Origin of the sequence: Streptomyces sp. NPDC012474 (assembly GCF_042955185.1) — a bacterium.
Lineage (GTDB): Bacteria > Actinomycetota > Actinomycetes > Streptomycetales > Streptomycetaceae > Streptomyces > Streptomyces cahuitamycinicus.
Genome location: NZ_JBIBEP010000006.1, coordinates 234,874 through 253,719 on the forward strand (window position 1 = coordinate 234,874; position 18,846 = coordinate 253,719).

An 18,846-nucleotide genomic window follows, 5' to 3' on the forward strand; every position below is an offset into this window, starting at 1 on the left:
CCGCGCACCGGCCTCCCGGCACCGGCACCCCGCGCACCGGCCTCCCGGCACCGGCACCCCGCGCACCGGCATCCCGTAGCGCGCCCGCGGTCGGCGGGGCTCCGCGGCCCGCAGTACGTCGATCTCGCCGCCGACGAGCGCGGCCGGTCGCCGGAACCAATTCATGCAAGCACGCTTGATTGTTTCTGAGCCCGCTGCCATGCTCCTCAGCACCCCGCACCACCCCGCACCACCCCGCACCACCCCGCACCACCCCGCACCACCCCGCAAACCACCGCACACCGCCGTGCCCCGAGGGGAGCGCCCGTGTCCGATCCGACCTCCGTGATCGACGATCTGCGCGAGGAGAGCGAGGAACTCGACCGCCTCGTGGCCGGGTTGCCCCCGCTGCGCTGGTCGATCGCGACCCCCGCGCCCGGCTGGAGCGTGGCCCACCAGATCGCCCACCTGGCCTGGACGGACCGCTCGGCCCTGCTCGCCGTCACGGACGCCGAGGGTTTCCGCGCGCTGGTCGAGAAGGCCCTCGCCGCGCCGGGAACCTTCGTCGACGAGGGCGCCGACGAGGGCGCTCAAGCCCCGCCCGGCGAGCTCCTCGCCCGGTGGCGCGTCGGCCGTACGGCACTGGAGGAAGCCCTGCGGGCCGCCCCACCCGGGGCGCGCTTCCCCTGGTACGGCCCGCCCATGTCGGCCGCCTCCATGGCGACGGCCCGTCTCATGGAGACCTGGGCCCACGGGCAGGACGTGGCCGGCGCCCTGGGTGTGGTGCGCCCACCCACCGACCGGCTGCGGCATGTGGCCTGGCTCGGGGTGCGGACCCGGGACTTCGCCTACGGCGTGCACGGTCTCACGCCGCCCGGCGACCCCTTCCGCGTCGAACTGCGCGCCCCCTCCGGCGACCTGTGGACGTACGGCCCCGAGGACGCCCCGCAGCGCGTCACCGGACCCGCCCTCGACTTCTGCCTCCTGGTCACCCAGCGCGCCCACCGCACCGACCTCGCCCTGCGTGCCGACGGCCCCGACGCCGACCGCTGGTTCGGCATCGCGCAGGCCTTCGCGGGACCGCCGGGCAGCGGACGCCCGCCGAAAGAGGCCGGCTCGTGACGCCCGTGCGCGGCGGTGAGGAGGCGGCCAAGTGACCATCCTCCGCATCGGCAACGCCTCCGGCTTCTACGGCGACCGCTTCGACGCGATGCGCGAGATGCTCACCGGCGGCGAACTCGACGTCCTCACCGGTGACTACCTCGCCGAGCTGACCATGCTCATCCTCGGCCGCGACCGCCTCGAGGATCCGGCCGCCGGATACGCCCGCACGTTCCTGCGGCAGCTGGAGGACTGCCTGGGCCTCGCGCACGAGCGGGGCGTCAGGATCGTCACCAACGCGGGCGGGCTCAACCCGGCCGGACTCGCCGACGCCGTCAGGCAGCTGGCCGACCGGCTGGGCATTCCCGTGCGTGTCGCCCATGTCGAGGGCGACGACCTCACCACCGCGCTCCCCCGAGCTCTCGGCTCCGCTCGAGCAGGGGGGACCCCCGCGGGGAGCATCGCCGCCCACGCCTACCTCGGCGGCTTCGGCATCGAGCGGTGCCTGCGGGCGGGCGCCGACGTCGTCGTCACCGGGCGCGTGACGGACGCGGCCCTGGTCACCGGGCCCGCCGCCGCCCACTTCGGATGGACACCACGCGACCACGACCGGCTCGCCGGTGCCGTCGTCGCCGGGCACGTCCTGGAGTGCGGGGCACAGGCCACCGGCGGCAACTACGCCTTCTTCACCGGCGGCGACGTCCGTCGGCCCGGCTTCCCGCTCGCCGAACTGCATGAGGACGGCAGCTGCGTCATCACCAAACACCCCGGCACCGGCGGCTTCGTCGACGTCGGCACGGTCACCGCCCAGCTGCTGTACGAGACGGCCGGTGCCCGGTACGCGGGGCCGGACGTCACCGCCCGGCTGGACACCGTACGGCTGCGCCAGGACGGGCCCGACCGGGTCCGCATCGAGGGCGTGCGCGGAGAGGCGCCGCCGCCCACCCTCAAGGTCGGGCTCAACCGGCTCGGCGGCTTCCGCAACGAGGTCGCCTTCGTGCTCACCGGCCTCGACATCGAGGCCAAGGCCGCCCTGGTGCGGGACCAGATGGAACCCGCCCTCGGCAAGGTCGCCGACGTGCGCTGGGAGCTGGTCCGCACCGACCGGCCCGACGCCCCGAGCGAGGAGACCGCGAGCGCGCTGCTGCGGCTCGTCGTGCGGGACCCCGGCCAAGAGGTCGTCGGGCGGGCGCTGAGCGGGGCGGCCGTGGAGCTGGCACTGGCCAGCTACCCCGGCTTCCATGTGCTGGCCCCACCCGGGAAGGGCTCGCCTTATGGGGTCTTCGAGGATGTGTACGTCCCCCATGGTGGCGTCGACCATGTGGCCGTCCTCCATGACGGGCGTCGGGTCCCCGTGCCACCGGCCCACGACACGGCCGTACTCGACGAGGTGCCGGAGCCTCCGCTCCCCGAGCCGCCGGCGCCCGGGCCGGTGACACGCGCCCCCCTCGGCCTGGTCGCGGGCGCCCGCAGCGGGGACAAGGGCGGCAACGCCAACGTCGGGGTGTGGGCCCGCACGGACGACGCCTGGCGGTGGCTCGCGCACGAGCTGACCGTCGACCGGTTCCGGGAGCTGATCCCCGAGAGCCGCGAGCTGACCGTCGTACGCCATGTACTGCCGAACCTGCGCGCCCTCAACTTCGTCGTCGAGGGCATCCTCGGCGCCGGTGTCGCCGCCCAGCACCGCTTCGACCCGCAGGCCAAGGCCCTCGGCGAATGGCTGCGCTCCCGCCACCTGGACATACCGGAGGCACTCCTGTGACCGTCCTGACCTCCGCCCTGGACCCGAACGACCCGGAGTACCGGGCCAACCGCGAGGCCATGCTTCTCAAGCTCGCCGAGCTCGACGCCGAGCACGCCAAGGCCGTGGCGGGCGGCGGCGAGAAGTACGTCGCCCGGCACCGGGGGCGCGGCAAGCTCCTCGCCCGCGAGCGCATCGAGCTGCTCCTCGACCCCGACACGCCGTTCCTGGAGCTGTCCCCGCTGGCCGCCTGGGGCAGTGAGTACACCGTCGGCGCGTCCCTCGTCACCGGCATCGGTGTCGTCGAGGGCGTGGAGTGCCTGATCACCGCCAACGACCCGACCGTGCGCGGTGGAGCGAGCAACCCCTGGTCGCTGAGGAAGGCCCTGCGCGCCAACGACATCGCCCTCGCCAACCGGCTGCCCTGCATCAGCCTGGTGGAATCCGGCGGCGCCGACCTGCCGTCGCAGAAGGAGATCTTCATCCCCGGCGGCGCCGTCTTCCGCGACCTCACCCGGCTGTCCGCCGCCGGCATTCCGACCGTCGCGGTCGTCTTCGGCAACTCCACCGCGGGCGGCGCCTACATCCCCGGCATGTCCGACCACGTGATCATGGTCAAGGAGCGGGCGAAGGTGTTCCTCGGCGGTCCGCCGCTGGTGAAGATGGCGACCGGGGAGGAGAGCGACGACGAGTCCCTGGGCGGCGCGGAGATGCACGCCCGCGTGTCGGGCCTCGCCGACCACTTCGCCGTCGACGAGCAGGACGCGCTCCGGCAGGCCCGGCGCGTGGTCGCCCGCCTCAACCACCGCAAGGCGCACGCGGACCCGGGCCCCGCCGCGCCGCCCGAGTACGACGCCGACGAACTCATCGGCATCGTCCCCGGAGACCTGAAGAGCCCCTTCGACCCCCGTGAGGTCATCGCCCGCATCGTCGACGCCTCCGACTTCGACGAGTTCAAGCCGCTGTACGGGACGAGCCTGACCACCGGCTGGGCCGCCCTGCACGGCTATCCGGTCGGCATCCTCGCCAACGCCCGGGGCGTGCTGTTCAGCGAGGAGTCCCAGAAGGCCGCGCAGTTCATCCAGCTCGCCAACCAGCGCGACATCCCCCTGCTGTTCCTGCACAACACCACCGGCTACATGGTCGGCAGGGAGTACGAGCAGGGCGGCATCATCAAACACGGCGCGATGATGATCAATGCCGTCAGCAACTCGAAGGTCCCGCACCTGTCCGTGCTCCTGGGCGCCTCCTACGGCGCCGGGCACTACGGCATGTGCGGCCGCGCCTACGACCCCCGCTTCCTCTTCGCGTGGCCCAGCGCCAAGTCGGCCGTCATGGGACCCCAGCAGCTCGCGGGTGTGCTGTCGATCGTCGCCCGCCAGTCCGCCGCCGCCAAGGGGCAGCCCTACGACGAGGAGGCGGACGCGGCGCTGCGCGCCATGGTCGAGCAGCAGATCGAGTCCGAGTCGCTGCCCATGTTCCTGTCCGGGCGGCTCTACGACGACGGCGTCATCGACCCGCGCGACACCCGCACCGCCCTCGGCCTGTGCCTGTCCGCGATCCACACCGCCCCCTACGAGGGCGCGCGCGGCGGCTTCGGCGTCTTCCGGATGTGAGGGAACCAGTGACCAATGCCGTGAGGGGCCCTTCAGTGATCACTTCCGTGCTCGTCGCCAACCGGGGCGAGATCGCCTGCCGCGTCTTCCGCACCTGCCGCGACCTGGGCATCCGCACCGTCGCCGTGCACTCGGACGCCGACGCGAACGCCCTGCACGCGCGCGTGGCCGACGCGAGCGTACGACTCCCGGGGGAGACACCCGCCGACACCTATCTGCGCGGCGACCTCCTCGTGAAGGCCGCCCTCACTGCCGGAGCGGACGCCGTGCACCCCGGCTACGGCTTCCTCTCCGAGAACGCCGGCTTCGCCCGGGCCGTCCTGGACGCGGGCCTGGTCTGGATCGGCCCGCCCCCGCAGGCCATCGAGGCGATGGCGTCCAAGACCCGCGCCAAGCAGCTCATGGGCATCGAACCGCTCACCGACGTCACCGAGGCCGACCTGCCCGTGCTCGTCAAGGCGGCAGCGGGCGGCGGCGGCCGGGGCATGCGCGTCGTACGGCACCTCGCGGACCTGGACGCCGAACTGGTCGCCGCCCGTGCCGAAGCGGCGCGTGCTTTCGGCGACGGCGAGGTCTTCGTCGAGCCGTACGTGGAGAACGGCCGCCACGTCGAGGTGCAGGTCCTCGCCGACACCCACGGCACGGTCCGGCCGCTCGGCACCCGCGACTGCTCCCTCCAGCGCCGCCACCAGAAGGTGATCGAGGAGGCCCCGGCCCCCGGCCTGCCCGCCGCACTCGACGAGGAGATCCGCGCCCTCGCCGTACGGGCCGCCCGGGCCGTCGGCTACGTGGGCGCCGGAACGGTCGAGTTCCTCGTCGCCGACGGCAGGGCCCACTTCCTGGAGATGAACACCCGCCTCCAGGTCGAACACCCCGTCACGGAGGCCGTCTTCGGCATCGACCTGGTGGCGGAGCAGATCCGCATCGCCGAGGGCCACTCCCTCGAAACCGGTCCGCCACCCGCGCGCGGCCACGCCGTGGAGGCCCGCCTGTACGCCGAGGACCCCGCCCGCGACTGGTCCCCGCAGACCGGCACCCTGCACCGTCTGTCCGTCCCCGGGCCCGTCCGCCTGGACACCGGGTACACGGACGGCGACGAGATCGGCGTCCACTACGACCCCATGCTCGCCAAGGTCGTGGCCCACGCCCCGACCCGCGAGCAGGCCCTGCGCACCCTCGCCTCCGCCCTGGAACGCGCCGAGATCCACGGCCCCGTCACCAACCGCGACCTCCTGGTCCGCTCCCTGCGCCACCCCGAGTTCACCGCGGCCCGCATGGACACCGGCTTCTACGACCGCCACCTGCCGGAGCTGACCGACCCGCGTCCCGACCCGCACGCCCCCCTGGCAGCCGCCCTCGCCGACGCCCATGGCCGCTCCCGCTTCGGCGGCTGGCGCAACGTCCCCTCACAGCCGCAGACCAAGCGGTACGTGGCGGCGGGCGAGGAGTACGAGGCCCGTTACCGGCACACCAGGGAGGGTCTGGAGGCGGAGGGGGTGGAGGGAGTGCGGGTGGTCCACGCCGACGCGCGTCTGGTGATCCTCGACGTGGACGGGGTGCGGCGGAAGTACGCGGTCGCCCGCTACGGCAACCAGGTCCACGTCAACACCACGGCCCTCACAGCCCTGCCCCGCTTCCCCGACCCCGCCGCCCAGCACGCCCCCGGCTCCCTCCTGGCGCCCATGCCGGGCACGGTCGTCCGAGTCGCCGAAGGCCTCACGGCAGGAACACCGGTGAAGGCGGGCGAGCCCCTGCTCTGGCTGGAGGCGATGAAGATGCAGCACAAGGTCACCGCACCGGTGACGGGAACGCTGACCGACCTGCGCGTCGCACCGGGGCAACAGGTCGAGCCGGGCGCGCTCCTGGCCGTGGTGAAGGAAGCCCCGTAAGGGGCGCGGGGAACTGCGCGACAAGCCACGTACGGTTCGCACCCGAAAGGACACTCATGGACACCGAAGACCACAAGGCCCTGCGAGAAGCCGTAGCCGCGCTCGGCAAACGCCACGGCCTCCAAGGTGACACCACCCAACTCTGGTCAGAGGCAGGCAAACTCGGCTACCTGGGCGTCAACCTGCCGGAGGCGTACGGCGGCGGTGGCGGCGGCATCTCCGAACTCTCCATCGTCCTCGAAGAACTCGGCGCAGCCGGCTGCCCCCTCCTCATGCTGGTCGTATCACCGGCGATCTGCGGAACCGTCATAGCCCGCTTCGGCACGGAAACCCAGAAACAGCAGTGGCTCCCGGCCCTGGCCGACGGCACCCGCCTCATGGCCTTCGGCATCACCGAACCCGACGCCGGCTCCAACAGCCACCGCATCACCACCACGGCACGAAAAGACGGCACCGACTGGCTCCTCACCGGCCGCAAGGTCTTCATCTCCGGCGTCGACATCGCGGACGCGACCCTCATCGTCGGCCGCACCGAGGACGCCCGCACCGGCCGCCTCAAGCCCTGCCTCTTCATCGTCCCGCGCGACACCCCCGGCTTCATCCGTCGCCCCATCGACATGGAACTGAACGCCGCGGAAAAACAGTTCGAGCTGACCCTCGACGACGTACGGCTGCCCGCCGACGCCCTGGTCGGCGACGAGGACGCAGGCCTGCTCCAGCTTTTCGCCGGCCTCAACCCCGAACGCATCATGACCGCCGCCTTCGCGATCGGCATGGGCCGCCACGCCCTCACGAAGGCCGTCGACTACGCCCGCGACCGCACCGTCTGGGACACCCCCATCGGTGCCCACCAGGCCATCGCCCACCCCCTCGCCCAGGCGCACATCGACCTCGAACTCGCCCGCCTGATGATGCAGAAGGCCGCCGCCCTCTACGACGCGGGCGACGACATCGGCGCCGGAGAGGCCGCCAACATGGCCAAGTACGCCGCCGGGGAGGCCTGCGTGAAGGCGGTCGACCAGGCCGTGCACACCCTCGGCGGCAACGGTCTCACCCGCGAGTACGGCCTGGCCCGGTTGATAACGGCCGCGCGCGTGGCTCGTATTGCCCCCGTGAGCCGGGAGATGATTCTCAACTACGTCTCCCACCAGACCCTGGGCCTGCCCAAGTCGTACTGAGCACCCTGAGACGGCCCGCGCGCGAGGAGGAACCCGCCATGTTCCGCAGCGAGTACGCAGACGTCCCGCCCGTCGAACTGCCCATCCACGACGCCGTCCTGGCCCGGGCCGCCGAGTTCGGCGACATCCCGGCGCTGATCGACGGCACGGACGGCACCACCCTCTCGTACGAGCAGGTGGACCGGTTCCACCGGCGCGTCGCCGCCGCCCTCGCCGAGGCCGGTGTCCGCAAGGGCGACGTCCTCGCCCTGCACAGCCCCAACACCATCGCCTTCCCGACCGCCTTCTACGCGGCCACCCGCGCGGGCGCCACCGTCACGACCGTGCACCCGCTCGCCACCGCCGACGAGTTCGCCAAGCAGCTGCGGGACTCCGCGGCCCGCTGGATCGTCACCGTGTCACCGCTGCTGGACATCGCCCGCCGGGCCGCCGAACTCGCGGGCGGTGTACACGAGATCTTCGTGTGCGACAGCGCGAGCGGCCACCGCTCCCTGATCGACATGCTCGCCTCGGCGGCCCCCGAACCGCAGGTCGCCATCGACCCCGCCGAGGACGTCGCGGCCCTGCCGTACTCCTCCGGAACCACCGGCACCCCCAAGGGCGTGATGCTCACGCACCGGCAGATCGCCACCAACCTCGCCCAGCTCCACCCGGCGATCCCCGCGGGCCCGGGCGACCGCGTCCTGGCCGTACTGCCCCTCTTCCACATCTACGGCCTCACCGCCCTGATGAACGCGCCCCTGCGGCAGGGCGCGACCGTCGTCGTCCTGCCCCGCTTCGACCTGGAGCAGTTCCTCGCGGCCGTCCAGAACCACCGCATCACCGCCCTGTACGTGGCCCCGCCGATCGTCCTGGCCCTCGCGAAGCACCCCGCCGTAGCCCAGTACGACCTGTCGTCCCTGCGGTACGTCATCAGCGCCGCCGCACCCCTGGACGCCCGTCTCGCCGCCGCCTGCTCCCGGCGCCTCGGCCTGCCGCCCGTCGGCCAGGCCTACGGCATGACGGAACTGTCGCCCGGCACCCACGTCGTCCCCCTGGACGCCATGAGCGACGCCCCGCCCGGAACCGTCGGCAAACTCATCGCCGGCACCGAGATGCGCATCGTCTCCCTCGACGACCCCGGCAAGAACCTGCCCGCCGGCGCATCCGGCGAGATCCTCATCCGCGGACCCCAGATCATGAAGGGCTACCTCGGCCGCCCCGACGCCACCACCGCCATGATCGACGCCGACGGCTGGCTGCACACCGGCGACGTGGGGCACGTGGACGGGCAGGGCTGGCTGTTCGTCGTCGACCGCGTCAAGGAACTCATCAAGTACAAGGGCTTCCAGGTGGCCCCCGCCGAGCTGGAGGCCCTGCTCCTCACCCACCCGGGCATCGCCGACGCCGCCGTCATCGGCAGGTACGACGACAACGGCAACGAGGCCCCGCACGCCTACGTGGTCCGACAGGCGTCCGCCGCGGACCTCACCGAGGCGGAGATCATGATGTACGTCGCCGAACGCGTCGCCCCCTACAAGCGGATACGCCACGTCACCTTCATCGTCGGCGTCCCCCGCGCGGCATCCGGCAAGATCCTCCGCCGACAGCTCAGGGAGAACGCATGACGCTGATCGCCCGCTCCCGCGCGCGAGCCGTGGAAACCCTCACCCTCGACTCACCGCACAACCGCAACGCCCTGTCGGCGGCCCTGGTCGGCGAACTGGCCGACGCGCTCGCCCACGCCGCCGAGGACACCGGCGTCCGCGCGATCGTCCTCACCCACACCGGCAACACGTTCAGCGCGGGCGCCGACCTCAAGGACCCTCCGCCACCCGCTGCCCTGGTCGCCCTGCTGCGGCAGATCGTCGAGCTGCCCAAGCCGGTCGTCGCCCGGGTCACCGGCCACGTCCGCGCCGGCGGCCTCGGCCTTCTGGCCGCCTGCGACATCGCCGCCGCCTCCAGCGAGGCCACCTTCGCCTTCACCGAGGTCCGCATCGGAGTCGCCCCGGCGGTCATCTCCCTCCCACTCCTGCCCCGCACGAACCCACGCGCACTGGCCCGCCACTACCTCACCGGCGAACCCTTCGACGCGGCGGAGGCGGTCGCAACAGGCCTGCTCACCACCCATGCCGACGACGTCGACGCGGCCCTGGCACCCGTCCTGGACGGTCTGCGCCGCTGCGCCCCCGCCGCCCTGGCCGAGACGAAACGGCTGCTCACGGCTAGGGTGCTGGAAGCCTTCGACCGGGACGCGGACGCCCTGACCGCGCTCTCGGCCCGGCTCTTCTCCTCCCCGCAGGCCCGCGAGGGGATGACGGCCTTCCTCGAACGACGGGATCCGGCATGGGTGGTGTGAGCACGGCCGACCGTGCGGAGAGAGTCCCCAAGCAGGACCGCAGCCGGGCCACCCGGCAGCGACTCCTCGAAGCCGCCGTGTCCTGCCTCGCCGAACACGGCTGGGCGGGCTCCACCGTCTCCGTCGTCGCCGAACGCGCCGGCGTCTCCCGCGGCGCCGCCCAGCACCACTTCCCGACCCGCGAGGACCTCTTCACGGCGGCCGTCGAATACGTCGCCGAGGAACGCTCCACGGCCCTGCGCGCCCTGTTCCCCGAGGGCGCGGCAGACGACCGTCACGCCGTCGTCGCCGCCCTGGTCGACCTCTACACGGGGCCGCTGTTCCGCGCCGCCCTCCACCTCTGGGTCGCCGCCTCCAACGAGGAACAGCTCCGGCCCCGCGTCACCGAACTCGAATCCCGCGTCGGCCGCGAAACCCACCGCATAGCCGTCGACCTCCTCGCCGCCGACGAATCCGTCCCCGGCGTCCGCGAAGCGGTCCAGGGCCTCCTCGACATGGCCCGCGGCCTGGGACTCGCCAACCTCCTCACGGACGACGCGGCCCGCCGGGAACGAGTGGTGGCCCAGTGGGCGGGGCTGCTGGAGGAGACGCTGGGCCGAGGCCGATGATGACGCCACTCGGTGCCCGAGCCACCACCTGAGCCCGGCACCCGAGCCACGATGTGAGCCCGGCCCCGTCAGCACCTGACCCCGGCACCGTCACGACGTGAGCCCGGCCCCGTCAGCACCTGACCCCGGCACCGTCAGGATCTGACCCCGGCACCGTCACGGACTGAGCCGCTCCACCCGCCAGCTCCCGTCGGGTCGCTCCACGTACCGCAACCGGTCGTGCAACCGGTTCTCGCGGCCCTGCCAGAACTCCACCGTCTGCGGCGCCACCCGGAAACCGCCCCAGTGCGGAGGCACCGGCACCTGCTCGCCCTCCGGGTAGCGCGCGGCCAGCTCGGCGTACGCGCCGTCGATGTCGGCCCGCGTGGAGATCACCGAGGACTGGGCGCTGGCCCACGCGCCCAGCTGTGAGCCGTGCGGGCGGGTCCGGAAGTACGCCGCCGTCTCGTCCCGGCCGGTGCGCCGGGCGACCCCGCTCACGATGACCTGCCGGGCCATGGGGTGCCAGGGGAACAGCAGCGAGACGTACGGGTTCTCCGCCAGGTCACGGGCCTTGCGGGAGCCGTAGTTCGTGTAGAAGACGAAGCCCTGCTCGTCGAAGTGCTTCAGCAGCACCGTACGGGAGCTCGTCCGCCCCTCGGCGTCGGCCGTCGAGACGATCATGGCGTTCGGCTCGAACAGCCCGCCGTCCGTCGCGGCCTGCTTGAACCAGCGCGCGAACTGCTCGACGGGGGTGGCGGCGAGCTCGGTCTCGGAGAGCCCCTCGGCCCGGTACTGCTTGCGCATCGAGGCCAGATCGAAGGGAACGTCGTCGCGGTCGGTCACCCGGTCATCTTGCCGTACGGATGGTGTCCTTCGTCACTGCGTGGCACTGAGTGCCGCGAACTCTCCCCAACGGTGGCACTCGGGGATATCGTTTCCGTGCCGTTCCGGTTGGGTGACCGTCGGCCGGACGGGGCATCACAGGGGCAGCCGGCCAGGACCGCGAGTCGCCGTACACGACCGTGGATCCCCCGGACGGCCGCCCGCTGCGCAAGCCGACTGACACATGGTTCGTTCGTCCCACCCCACATCACACCATCTGTCACTTCCATCACGAGGAGCCGCCTGATGTCCGACTTCGTACCCGGGCTCGAGGGAGTCGTCGCGTTCGAGACGGAGATCGCCGAACCGGACAAGGAGGGCGGCGCCCTCCGGTACCGGGGCGTCGACATCGAGGATCTCGTCGGCCACGTCTCGTTCGGCAACGTCTGGGGCCTGCTCGTCGACGGCGCCTTCAACCCCGGTCTGCCGCCCGCCGAGCCCTTCCCCATCCCCGTGCACTCCGGCGACATCCGCGTGGACGTCCAGTCCGCCCTGGCCATGCTCGCGCCCGTCTGGGGCCTCAAACCCCTCCTCGACATCGACGCCGAGCAGGCCCGCGCCGACCTGGCACGGGCGGCCGTCATGGCCCTGTCCTACGTCGCCCAGTCCGCCCGCGGCCAGGGCCTGCCGATGGTCCCGCAGCGGGAGATCGACAAGGCGCAGTCCGTCGTCGAGCGCTTCATGATCCGCTGGCGGGGCGAGCCGGACCCCAAGCACGTGGCGGCGGTGGACGCGTACTGGACGAGCGCCGCGGAGCACGGCATGAACGCGTCCACCTTCACGGCCCGGGTGATCGCCTCGACGGGCGCCGACGTCGCGGCCGCGCTCTCCGGCGCGGTGGGCGCGATGTCCGGCCCGCTCCACGGCGGCGCCCCCTCCCGCGTCCTCGGCATGATCGAGGAGATCGAACGCACGGGCGACGCGGAGTCCTACGTGAAGAACGCGCTCGACAAGGGCGAACGCCTCATGGGCTTCGGCCACCGCGTCTACCGCGCCGAGGACCCGAGGGCGAGGGTCCTGCGCCGCACGGCCCGCGAACTGGGGGCGCCGCGCTTCGAGGTCGCCGAGGCCCTGGAGAAGGCGGCCCTCGCCGAACTCCACGCCCGCCGCCCCGACCGCGTCCTCGCCACGAACGTCGAGTTCTGGGCGGCCATCGTCCTGGACTTCGCCGAAGTTCCGGCGCACATGTTCACGTCCATGTTCACCTGCGCCCGCACGGCCGGCTGGTCCGCCCACATCCTGGAGCAGAAGCGCACGGGCCGCCTGGTCCGCCCCTCGGCCCGTTACGTGGGCCCGGGCACCCGCGACCCCCACGACATCGAGGGCTACGAGGACATCGCCCACTGACGCATCTCACACACGGCCTCGCCCGGCTCCGGGTGAGGCCGCCCGCACGTCTCACCCTCCGAGCCGGTCCAGCTCCTCGCCGATCGCCTCCCGCATCGGTTCGTGCCGAGCCCCGAGCGCGTACCGCTCCTCGCCCCACATCTCCCGCGGGTAGAGCCACACGGGCAGCCGCACGAACTCCGCGGGCTCCCAGTCGTACCGCGGCCACACATGCGCGTGCAGAAACCCGTCGGCGTTCCCGAGGATCTCCAGATTGACCCGCCGGAACCCCGACTCCACCCGTCGGCACGCCCGCTCGACGGCCTCTCCCAGCCGGTCCATGTCGGACAGGAACGCCAGCCGCCCGCTCCGCGGCAGCTCGGACAACCGCTGCACCGCGGGATCATCGGTCAGCAGCACCGAGTAGCCGGGCAGGAACTGCACATCGCCGATCACCGCGAACCCGGCCTCCAGCCGCCGCATCACGGCCGGGTTCTCACCCCGCAGGGCGCTCCCGATCCGGTCGTCGCGCCACGCACCCACTGTCATCGCCCCCGGGAAGCCGCAGAAAAACGCAGACGACCCGCGAGTCTGGTTCCTCCTGGGGAGGAGCCGGCCGGACGTACCGGCGACTCGCGGGTCGGGTGACTGCTGGAGATCGGGCCGGCTGCGCGTTTCGTTCACACGCTGGTCCGGCACCGCACTGTGCGTGGTGACGGGCCGCTAGCCCGCAGCCACCTCACGCGTCCGGGATTCATACATCTGCCGGATCACCTCCTTTCGGTGTGAGCCACACACTAGGAACCGCCCGCTCACCGATCAACCCATTTTTCGAGACGTTGACTGTGTCGGTTCGGGGCGGATGCCCCACTCGTATCCGTCACCCCGCTGAAGCAACCGCAGATTCCGGTGGGAAACGTTGACCCTGCCCACGGGTGTGGTGACGCTGTGCTGTCCCCTGGCGCGGACCGAAACCCTCCCGGTCCATGTCCCTGACCATTTGCCCCGCGGCACTACAGCACGCACGAGGTCGCCGGTGATGTATCCGAAGTGCTGCTTGGCACGAGTCCTCAGCAGACGAGGGAACCCGTGACTGTCCGGACTGGTGCGAGCGTAAGAGCCGCGGCCCGTGGCCTTCGCCGTCAGGACATGCTCGGGATACCTCACGATCCGGTCGGGCTCTTGAACGCGTGGCCGAACTCTCTGCTACTCCGGCATGGCTCGCCTGCGTTGCGCTCTTGGGGATCCCACCGCCCGACGCCTGTATGAAGATCGAGATCGATGGGTACACGCGGCAGGGAGCGGCGGCAGGGCTCTGTTGTTGATCGACTGATGGCGTCGGTAGGCCGCGGTGTGGTCGGCCGGGTGGTCTCCGGAGCCGTTGACGTGGGGATTGCCGCCGTACAACGATTCCTTCAATGTTGTGGGAATCGGTGTGCGCTGGGTCACGTTCCAGTTGAATGATTGCAAGGAGCGAACCGACGTGCCGTACGTGCGGACGCAGCCTGCAGGGGGTCCAGGTGAGTGCTTCCCGGCGTAGTGGGGCCACCGACGAGCTGGGGCCGGACGAGCCCGAGCGGGAGAGTTCGGATGGTTCGGATCTGCTTGCCGCTTTGCTGGACGGCATGGACGCGGCGCTGTGCGCGTTCGACGCCGACGGGGTCGTGACGCACTGGAACCGTGAGGCCGAGCGGATCCTGGGGTGGAGTGCGGACGAGGCCGTGGGGCGGCGTGGGCTGGCCGGGTGGGCCGTGCGCACCGCGGACGCCGAGGAGGTCGAGGGCCGGCTGCTGTCCGTCATGCACGCGCCCGGGCGGCAGGTGCACGAGTTCGCGCTGCTGACGAAGGACGGCGGGCGGGTGCTCGTGCGGACGCAGTCGGCGGCGGTGCGCGGGCCCGACGGGAAGCCCGCGGGTGTGTACTGCGCGTTCAGCGAGGTGCACACGCAGATCGATCTGGAGCGGTCGATCGCGCTGAGTGAGGCGCTCTTCGAGGACGCCAGCTGGGGTGTCGTGCTGGTGGACGTGGACCTGCGGCCGGCCGTGGTGAACGCGCACGCGGCCCGCGCGCTGGGCACGGGACGTACGTCGGTGCTGGGGCGGCCGCTCGGCGAGTTGCTGTCGCACGGCGTGGAGGAGCTGGAGAGCGCGCTGCAGCATGTGCTGGCGGAGGGTGCGCCGCCCGCACCCGCCGAGGTGTGGGTGAGTGTGCGCGCCAAGGAGGGCGAGAAGCGGCGGTGCTGGCGCAGTGGCTTCCTGCGGCTGGCCTCGCCGCTCGCGGAGGAGCCGGTTCCGCTGGGTGTGGGCTGGTTGTTCCAGGATGTGACGGAGGCCAAGCAGACCGAGCAGGAGGCGTCCCTGCTGCGCTTCCGCACGCAGCAGCTGCACCGTGCTTCGCGGGCCGCCGCCGAGTGCGAGGACCCGGCGGAGGCGGCGACGGTCCACCTGGACTTCGCCCTGGCCGGTTTCGCCGACCACGGGCTGATCGACCGGGTCGCCGGCGGCGCGCTCACCGACGCGGAGGCCGAGGGGCCGGTGCGGCTGGTCCGGGTCGCCGCCACACCGTCGGGGGCGCCGGGCCCGAGCAGGCTGGCCGGCCGCGCGGGTCTGCCCGTGCGCTACGCCGAGGGGCATCCGGCCCTGCAGTGCGTGGAGCGCGTGGGAGCCCTGCGTGCGAGCGCGGGCGCCGCCCCGCCCGAGGCCGCCCGCGAGTGGGCCCTGGCCCGCCAGTGGCCTCCGGACGCGGTCCACGCCCTGTGCGCGGTGCTGCGCAGCCGGGGCCGGACCCTGGGCGTCGTGACGTTCCTGCGGGGCGCCGGGCGCAGTGCCTTCGAGCGGTCCGACGCGATGTACGCGGAGGACGTGGCGGTACGGATCGCTGCGGCGCTGGATCTGGCGGGGCTGTCCGACGAGGAGTGAGCGGGGCGCCCGCACCGGGGCCCGGTCAGTGCCGGTAGAAGATCCGGTCGCGGTACTGCTCCATCACCCGGGCGTTCCAGTCGTGGCCGCCGTCGACGTTCCCGGAGCGCAGCAGGGGCGGCTCGATGCCGCGGTCGGCGAGGGTGGTGGCCGCCGTCGCCATGACGGCCTGGAGGAGGGCCGAGGTGACGACCGTCGAGGCGGGGGCGAAGGGGGCGGGGATGTCGTCGTGGGTCAGTTCCGCGTCGCCGACCGCGATCTTCGAGTCGAGGACGAGGTCGCAGTGGTCCTTCAGGTACGTGCCGGAGGCGTGCCGGGACTTCGTCTGCGCGGCGTAGGCCACCGAGGTCACGCCGATGACCTTGACGCCCAGGGCGCGGGCCTTCATGGCCATCTCGACGGGCAGGGCGTTGCGGCCCGACAGGGAGATGATCAGCAGGGCGTCGCCCTCGCGGAGCGGGGAGCTGTCGAGGACGGCGCCGGCGAGGCCGTCGACGCGTTCCAGGGCGGAGCCGAGGGGCGCGGGCATGACGTCGACGCCGACGGCACCGGGTACGGCGAGCAGGTTCATCAGGGCGAGGCCGCCGGCGCGGTAGACGAGGTCCTGCGCGGCGAGGGAGGAGTGTCCGGCGCCGAAGGCGAAGAGCCGGCCGCCGCCCGCGACGGTGTCGGCGAGGAGTGTCCCGGCCGCGGCGATGCCGTCGGCCTCCTCGTCGCGCAGCCGCCGCAGCAGGCCGATCGCGGCGTCGATGAACTGGCCGGCCGACGCGCGGTCGCTCATTCGGGGTCCCTTCGGGCTGGCCTGGCGGCTCGTGTCGCGCATACGGTGCGGTCTGGACCAGTGCGGTGTCAATACGGCCGTCAGGGGCGTGCGCCGGGTGCCGGGAAGCCCTCGAAAGGGAAGTCCGTACCCTTGCGCACGGCCGGGTAATCCCCGGCTTTCCCTCCCGCGGCACGGTTGTCGGTGCTATCCGGCAGAATTGGTTGCAGGGCCAGCGCACGCGCCGGTGAGCCGTCCAGCCTCCGGCAGATCTCATTCGAGGGGCACGTATGTCCGGACTGATCGACACCACGGAGATGTATCTCCGCACCATCCTCGAGCTGGAGGAAGAGGGTGTGGTCCCCATGCGCGCCCGTATCGCCGAGCGGCTGGACCAGAGCGGGCCGACCGTCAGCCAGACCGTGGCGCGCATGGAGCGTGACGGCCTGGTGTCCGTCGCCAGCGACCGGCACCTGGAGCTGACCGACGAGGGCCGCCGGCTGGCCACGCGTGTGATGCGCAAGCACCGCCTCGCCGAGTGTCTGCTCGTCGACGTGATCGGTCTGGAGTGGGAGCAGGTCCACGCCGAGGCGTGCCGCTGGGAGCACGTGATGAGCGAGGCCGTGGAGCGCCGTGTCCTGGAGCTGCTGCGGCACCCGACGGAGTCGCCGTACGGCAACCCGATCCCGGGTCTGGAGGAGCTGGGCGAGAAGGACGGCGCCGATCCGTTCCTGGACGAGGGCATGGTGTCGCTGGCCAGTCTCGACCCGGGCCCCGAGGGCAAGACGGTCGTGGTGCGCCGGATCGGCGAGCCGATCCAGACGGACGCGCAGCTGATGTACACGCTGCGGCGGGCGGGTGTGCAGCCCGGCTCGGTGGTGAGCGTGACGGAGTCGGCGGGCGGGGTGCTGGTGGGCAGCGGTGGCGAGGCGGCCGAGCTGGAGTCGGACGTCGCCTCCCACGTGTTCGTCGCCAAGCCCTGATCCGGCCCGGCCCGGGGCGCCGAGCCCCGAGCCGGTCGGCCGTCTTGGGTCAACTCCCGGTGCGCAGGGGGTTCTTGTGGCGTTGGCGTGATCCGGACCGAATCCGGGATCCAGTCCGTCGAATGGCAGCGCTCGTACGCTTCCCGTGCGACGCTGTCGCGTGAGGCATATGACCTGAGGGGTTCTTGGCCGCGGCTCGACAGCGATGTCGCCCGGCCGGGGAGGGGGCGGGAGGATGTGCCGTGGAGATGTGGAGAGCCCCGGCGCTTTGTGGCGCCGGGGCCTGTCCTCCCCTGTGCTGACCCGGAGCCCCGAGCTCTCAGGGTCATTCCCCTCGGACCGGTTTCCCCGAGCGGTCCGCCTCCCGCTGGAGATCTCCCCGCGGCGGCGGCGATCAATCCCCGGGAGTGGTCACTCGAACGAGGGGTGTTGCCCGCGAGACCCCCGTTCTCGAATGCGCTTTCGATAGTCTGCGGGCGGCGCACGGCACACTTGCACCGACAGGTACGGCAACCAGCACGGCAGAAGGCACAGCAGGCAGAACACGGTTCACAGGACCGGCCGGCTCGGTGAGCCGCGGTCCGCGCGAAGCTTGGGGGGTGCCAGGACATGGCGCGACGCATCGACGTGACCGGGACGGGCGGCGTACGCCTGGCGGCCTGGGAGTTCGGGGACCCGCCCAAGACCGATCCGGCGCGGGACGGGCAGGGGGCGCAGCACGGGCAGGGGGCGCACGACGGGCAGACCGTGCCGGAGGGTTCCCCGGGCGTGCTGTTACTGCACGGCCTCATGGGCCGTGCCTCACACTGGGCGTACACCGCCCGCTGGCTCTCCGCGCGGTACCGCGCGGTCGCCCTCGACCAGCGCGGCCACGGCCGCAGCGACAAACCCCCGCAGGGCTCCTTCACACGTGACGCCTACGTCGACGACGCCGAGGCCGCTCTGGAGCAGCTCGGTCTCGCCCCGGTCGTCCTGATCGGCCACGCCATGGGCGCGCTGACCGCCTGGCAGCTCGCCGCCCGGCGTCCCGACCTGGTCCGCGGGCTGATCATCTGCGACATGCGGGCCTCCGCGCTCGGCGCCGCCTCGCAGCGCGAGTGGGGCCAGTGGTTCAAGGCCTGGCCGCTGCCCTTCGCCACGCTCGCCGACGTCCGCAAATGGTTCGGCGAGGACGACCCCTGGGTGGAGCGGCCCAATCCGGCCCGTGGTGAGTTCTACGCCGAGGTGATGGCCGAGTCCCCGGACGGCTGGCGTCCGGTCTTCGAGCCGGAGCAGATGCTCCGCTCCCGCGAGACCTGGGTGTACGACGCGCACTGGGAGGAGCTGGCCCAGGTCCGCTGCCCCGCCCTGGTCGTACGCGGTCTGGACGGCGAGCTGGGCCGCGCCGAGGCCCAGGAGATGGTCCGGGTCCTGCCCCGCGGCCAGTACGCGGAGGTCGCCGACGCCGGCCACCTGGTGCACTACGACCAGCCGGAGGCCTGGCGCGCCGCGATCGAGCCGTTCCTGGACGCGCTGGGCGACCACTGACGCGTCTGCGCCCGGCGC

Annotated in this window: 15 protein-coding genes; 12 read left to right on the forward strand and 3 right to left on the reverse strand. The window is 72.4% G+C overall.

Features of this window, described 5'->3' with window-relative positions:
* The first annotated feature begins 306 nt into the window (after window positions 1–306).
* From ACFY9S_RS16290 to ACFY9S_RS16325, 8 genes are read left to right on the forward strand one after another with little or no spacing between them, the layout of a single operon-like run.
* Window positions 307–1,101 carry a TIGR03084 family metal-binding protein gene (locus ACFY9S_RS16290; RefSeq protein WP_391128283.1) on the forward strand — a complete coding sequence of 265 codons (795 nt, stop codon included), beginning with the start codon at window positions 307–309 and terminating at the stop codon, window positions 1,099–1,101.
* Window positions 1,102–1,132: 31 nt separating this feature from the next.
* A complete protein-coding gene (locus ACFY9S_RS16295) occupies window positions 1,133–2,842 on the forward strand; it encodes an acyclic terpene utilization AtuA family protein (RefSeq protein ID WP_391128286.1) in 1,710 nt (569 codons plus the stop codon).
* On the forward strand, window positions 2,839–4,437 hold the full coding sequence (locus ACFY9S_RS16300; RefSeq protein ID WP_391128288.1) for a carboxyl transferase domain-containing protein: 1,599 nt from the start codon (window positions 2,839–2,841) through the stop codon (window positions 4,435–4,437). Before ACFY9S_RS16295 ends, ACFY9S_RS16300 begins: the two co-directional genes overlap by 4 nt.
* A 35-nt stretch (window positions 4,438–4,472) precedes the next feature.
* Complete coding sequence (locus ACFY9S_RS16305; RefSeq protein ID WP_391128291.1) at window positions 4,473–6,326, forward strand: biotin carboxylase N-terminal domain-containing protein; 1,854 nt, start codon at window positions 4,473–4,475, stop codon at window positions 6,324–6,326.
* A gap of 56 nt (window positions 6,327–6,382) precedes the next feature.
* The gene (locus ACFY9S_RS16310; protein ID WP_391128294.1) at window positions 6,383–7,504 is read left to right on the forward strand and encodes an acyl-CoA dehydrogenase family protein; all 1,122 of its coding nucleotides are present in this window, start codon (window positions 6,383–6,385) and stop codon (window positions 7,502–7,504) included.
* Window positions 7,505–7,542: 38 nt separating this feature from the next.
* Window positions 7,543–9,111 carry an AMP-binding protein gene (locus tag ACFY9S_RS16315; RefSeq protein WP_391128297.1) on the forward strand — a complete coding sequence of 523 codons (1,569 nt, stop codon included), beginning with the start codon at window positions 7,543–7,545 and terminating at the stop codon, window positions 9,109–9,111.
* Window positions 9,108–9,842 carry an enoyl-CoA hydratase family protein gene (locus tag ACFY9S_RS16320; protein WP_391128300.1) on the forward strand — a complete coding sequence of 245 codons (735 nt, stop codon included), beginning with the start codon at window positions 9,108–9,110 and terminating at the stop codon, window positions 9,840–9,842. Before ACFY9S_RS16315 ends, ACFY9S_RS16320 begins: the two co-directional genes overlap by 4 nt.
* On the forward strand, window positions 9,830–10,450 hold the full coding sequence (locus tag ACFY9S_RS16325) for a TetR family transcriptional regulator (RefSeq protein ID WP_391128303.1): 621 nt from the start codon (window positions 9,830–9,832) through the stop codon (window positions 10,448–10,450). Before ACFY9S_RS16320 ends, ACFY9S_RS16325 begins: the two co-directional genes overlap by 13 nt.
* Window positions 10,451–10,606: 156 nt before the next feature.
* Here ACFY9S_RS16325 and pdxH read toward each other — a convergent pair whose 3' ends face one another.
* A complete protein-coding gene (gene pdxH / locus ACFY9S_RS16330) occupies window positions 10,607–11,275 on the reverse strand; it encodes a pyridoxamine 5'-phosphate oxidase (protein WP_391128306.1) in 669 nt (222 codons plus the stop codon).
* Between the two features lie 285 nt (window positions 11,276–11,560).
* Between pdxH and ACFY9S_RS16335 the strand changes: the two genes are divergently transcribed.
* A complete protein-coding gene (locus tag ACFY9S_RS16335; RefSeq protein ID WP_102911329.1) occupies window positions 11,561–12,661 on the forward strand; it encodes a citrate synthase 2 in 1,101 nt (366 codons plus the stop codon).
* 51 nt (window positions 12,662–12,712) lie between these two features.
* On the opposite strand, the gene ACFY9S_RS16340 is transcribed toward ACFY9S_RS16335, so the two are convergent.
* Window positions 12,713–13,189 (reverse strand): diadenosine tetraphosphate hydrolase, encoded by a 477-nt coding sequence (locus ACFY9S_RS16340; RefSeq protein ID WP_391128309.1) that lies wholly within the window; start codon window positions 13,187–13,189, stop codon window positions 12,713–12,715.
* 911 nt (window positions 13,190–14,100) lie between these two features.
* Here ACFY9S_RS16340 and ACFY9S_RS16345 point away from each other — a divergent pair.
* Window positions 14,101–15,558 (forward strand): PAS domain-containing protein, encoded by a 1,458-nt coding sequence (locus tag ACFY9S_RS16345; RefSeq protein WP_391128312.1) that lies wholly within the window; start codon window positions 14,101–14,103, stop codon window positions 15,556–15,558.
* 25 nt (window positions 15,559–15,583) lie between these two features.
* Here ACFY9S_RS16345 and ACFY9S_RS16350 read toward each other — a convergent pair whose 3' ends face one another.
* Window positions 15,584–16,339, reverse strand: coding sequence for a sugar isomerase domain-containing protein (locus ACFY9S_RS16350; protein ID WP_391128315.1), 756 nt, complete (start codon window positions 16,337–16,339; stop codon window positions 15,584–15,586).
* Between the two features lie 269 nt (window positions 16,340–16,608).
* Here ACFY9S_RS16350 and ACFY9S_RS16355 point away from each other — a divergent pair, with 269 nt between their 5' ends.
* Window positions 16,609–17,301: a metal-dependent transcriptional regulator gene (locus ACFY9S_RS16355; RefSeq protein ID WP_062927503.1), complete on the forward strand. Its 693-nt coding sequence runs from the start codon at window positions 16,609–16,611 to the stop codon at window positions 17,299–17,301.
* A gap of 609 nt (window positions 17,302–17,910) precedes the next feature.
* Window positions 17,911–18,828: an alpha/beta fold hydrolase gene (locus ACFY9S_RS16360; RefSeq protein WP_391128319.1), complete on the forward strand. Its 918-nt coding sequence runs from the start codon at window positions 17,911–17,913 to the stop codon at window positions 18,826–18,828.
* Window positions 18,829–18,846 lie beyond the last annotated feature (18 nt).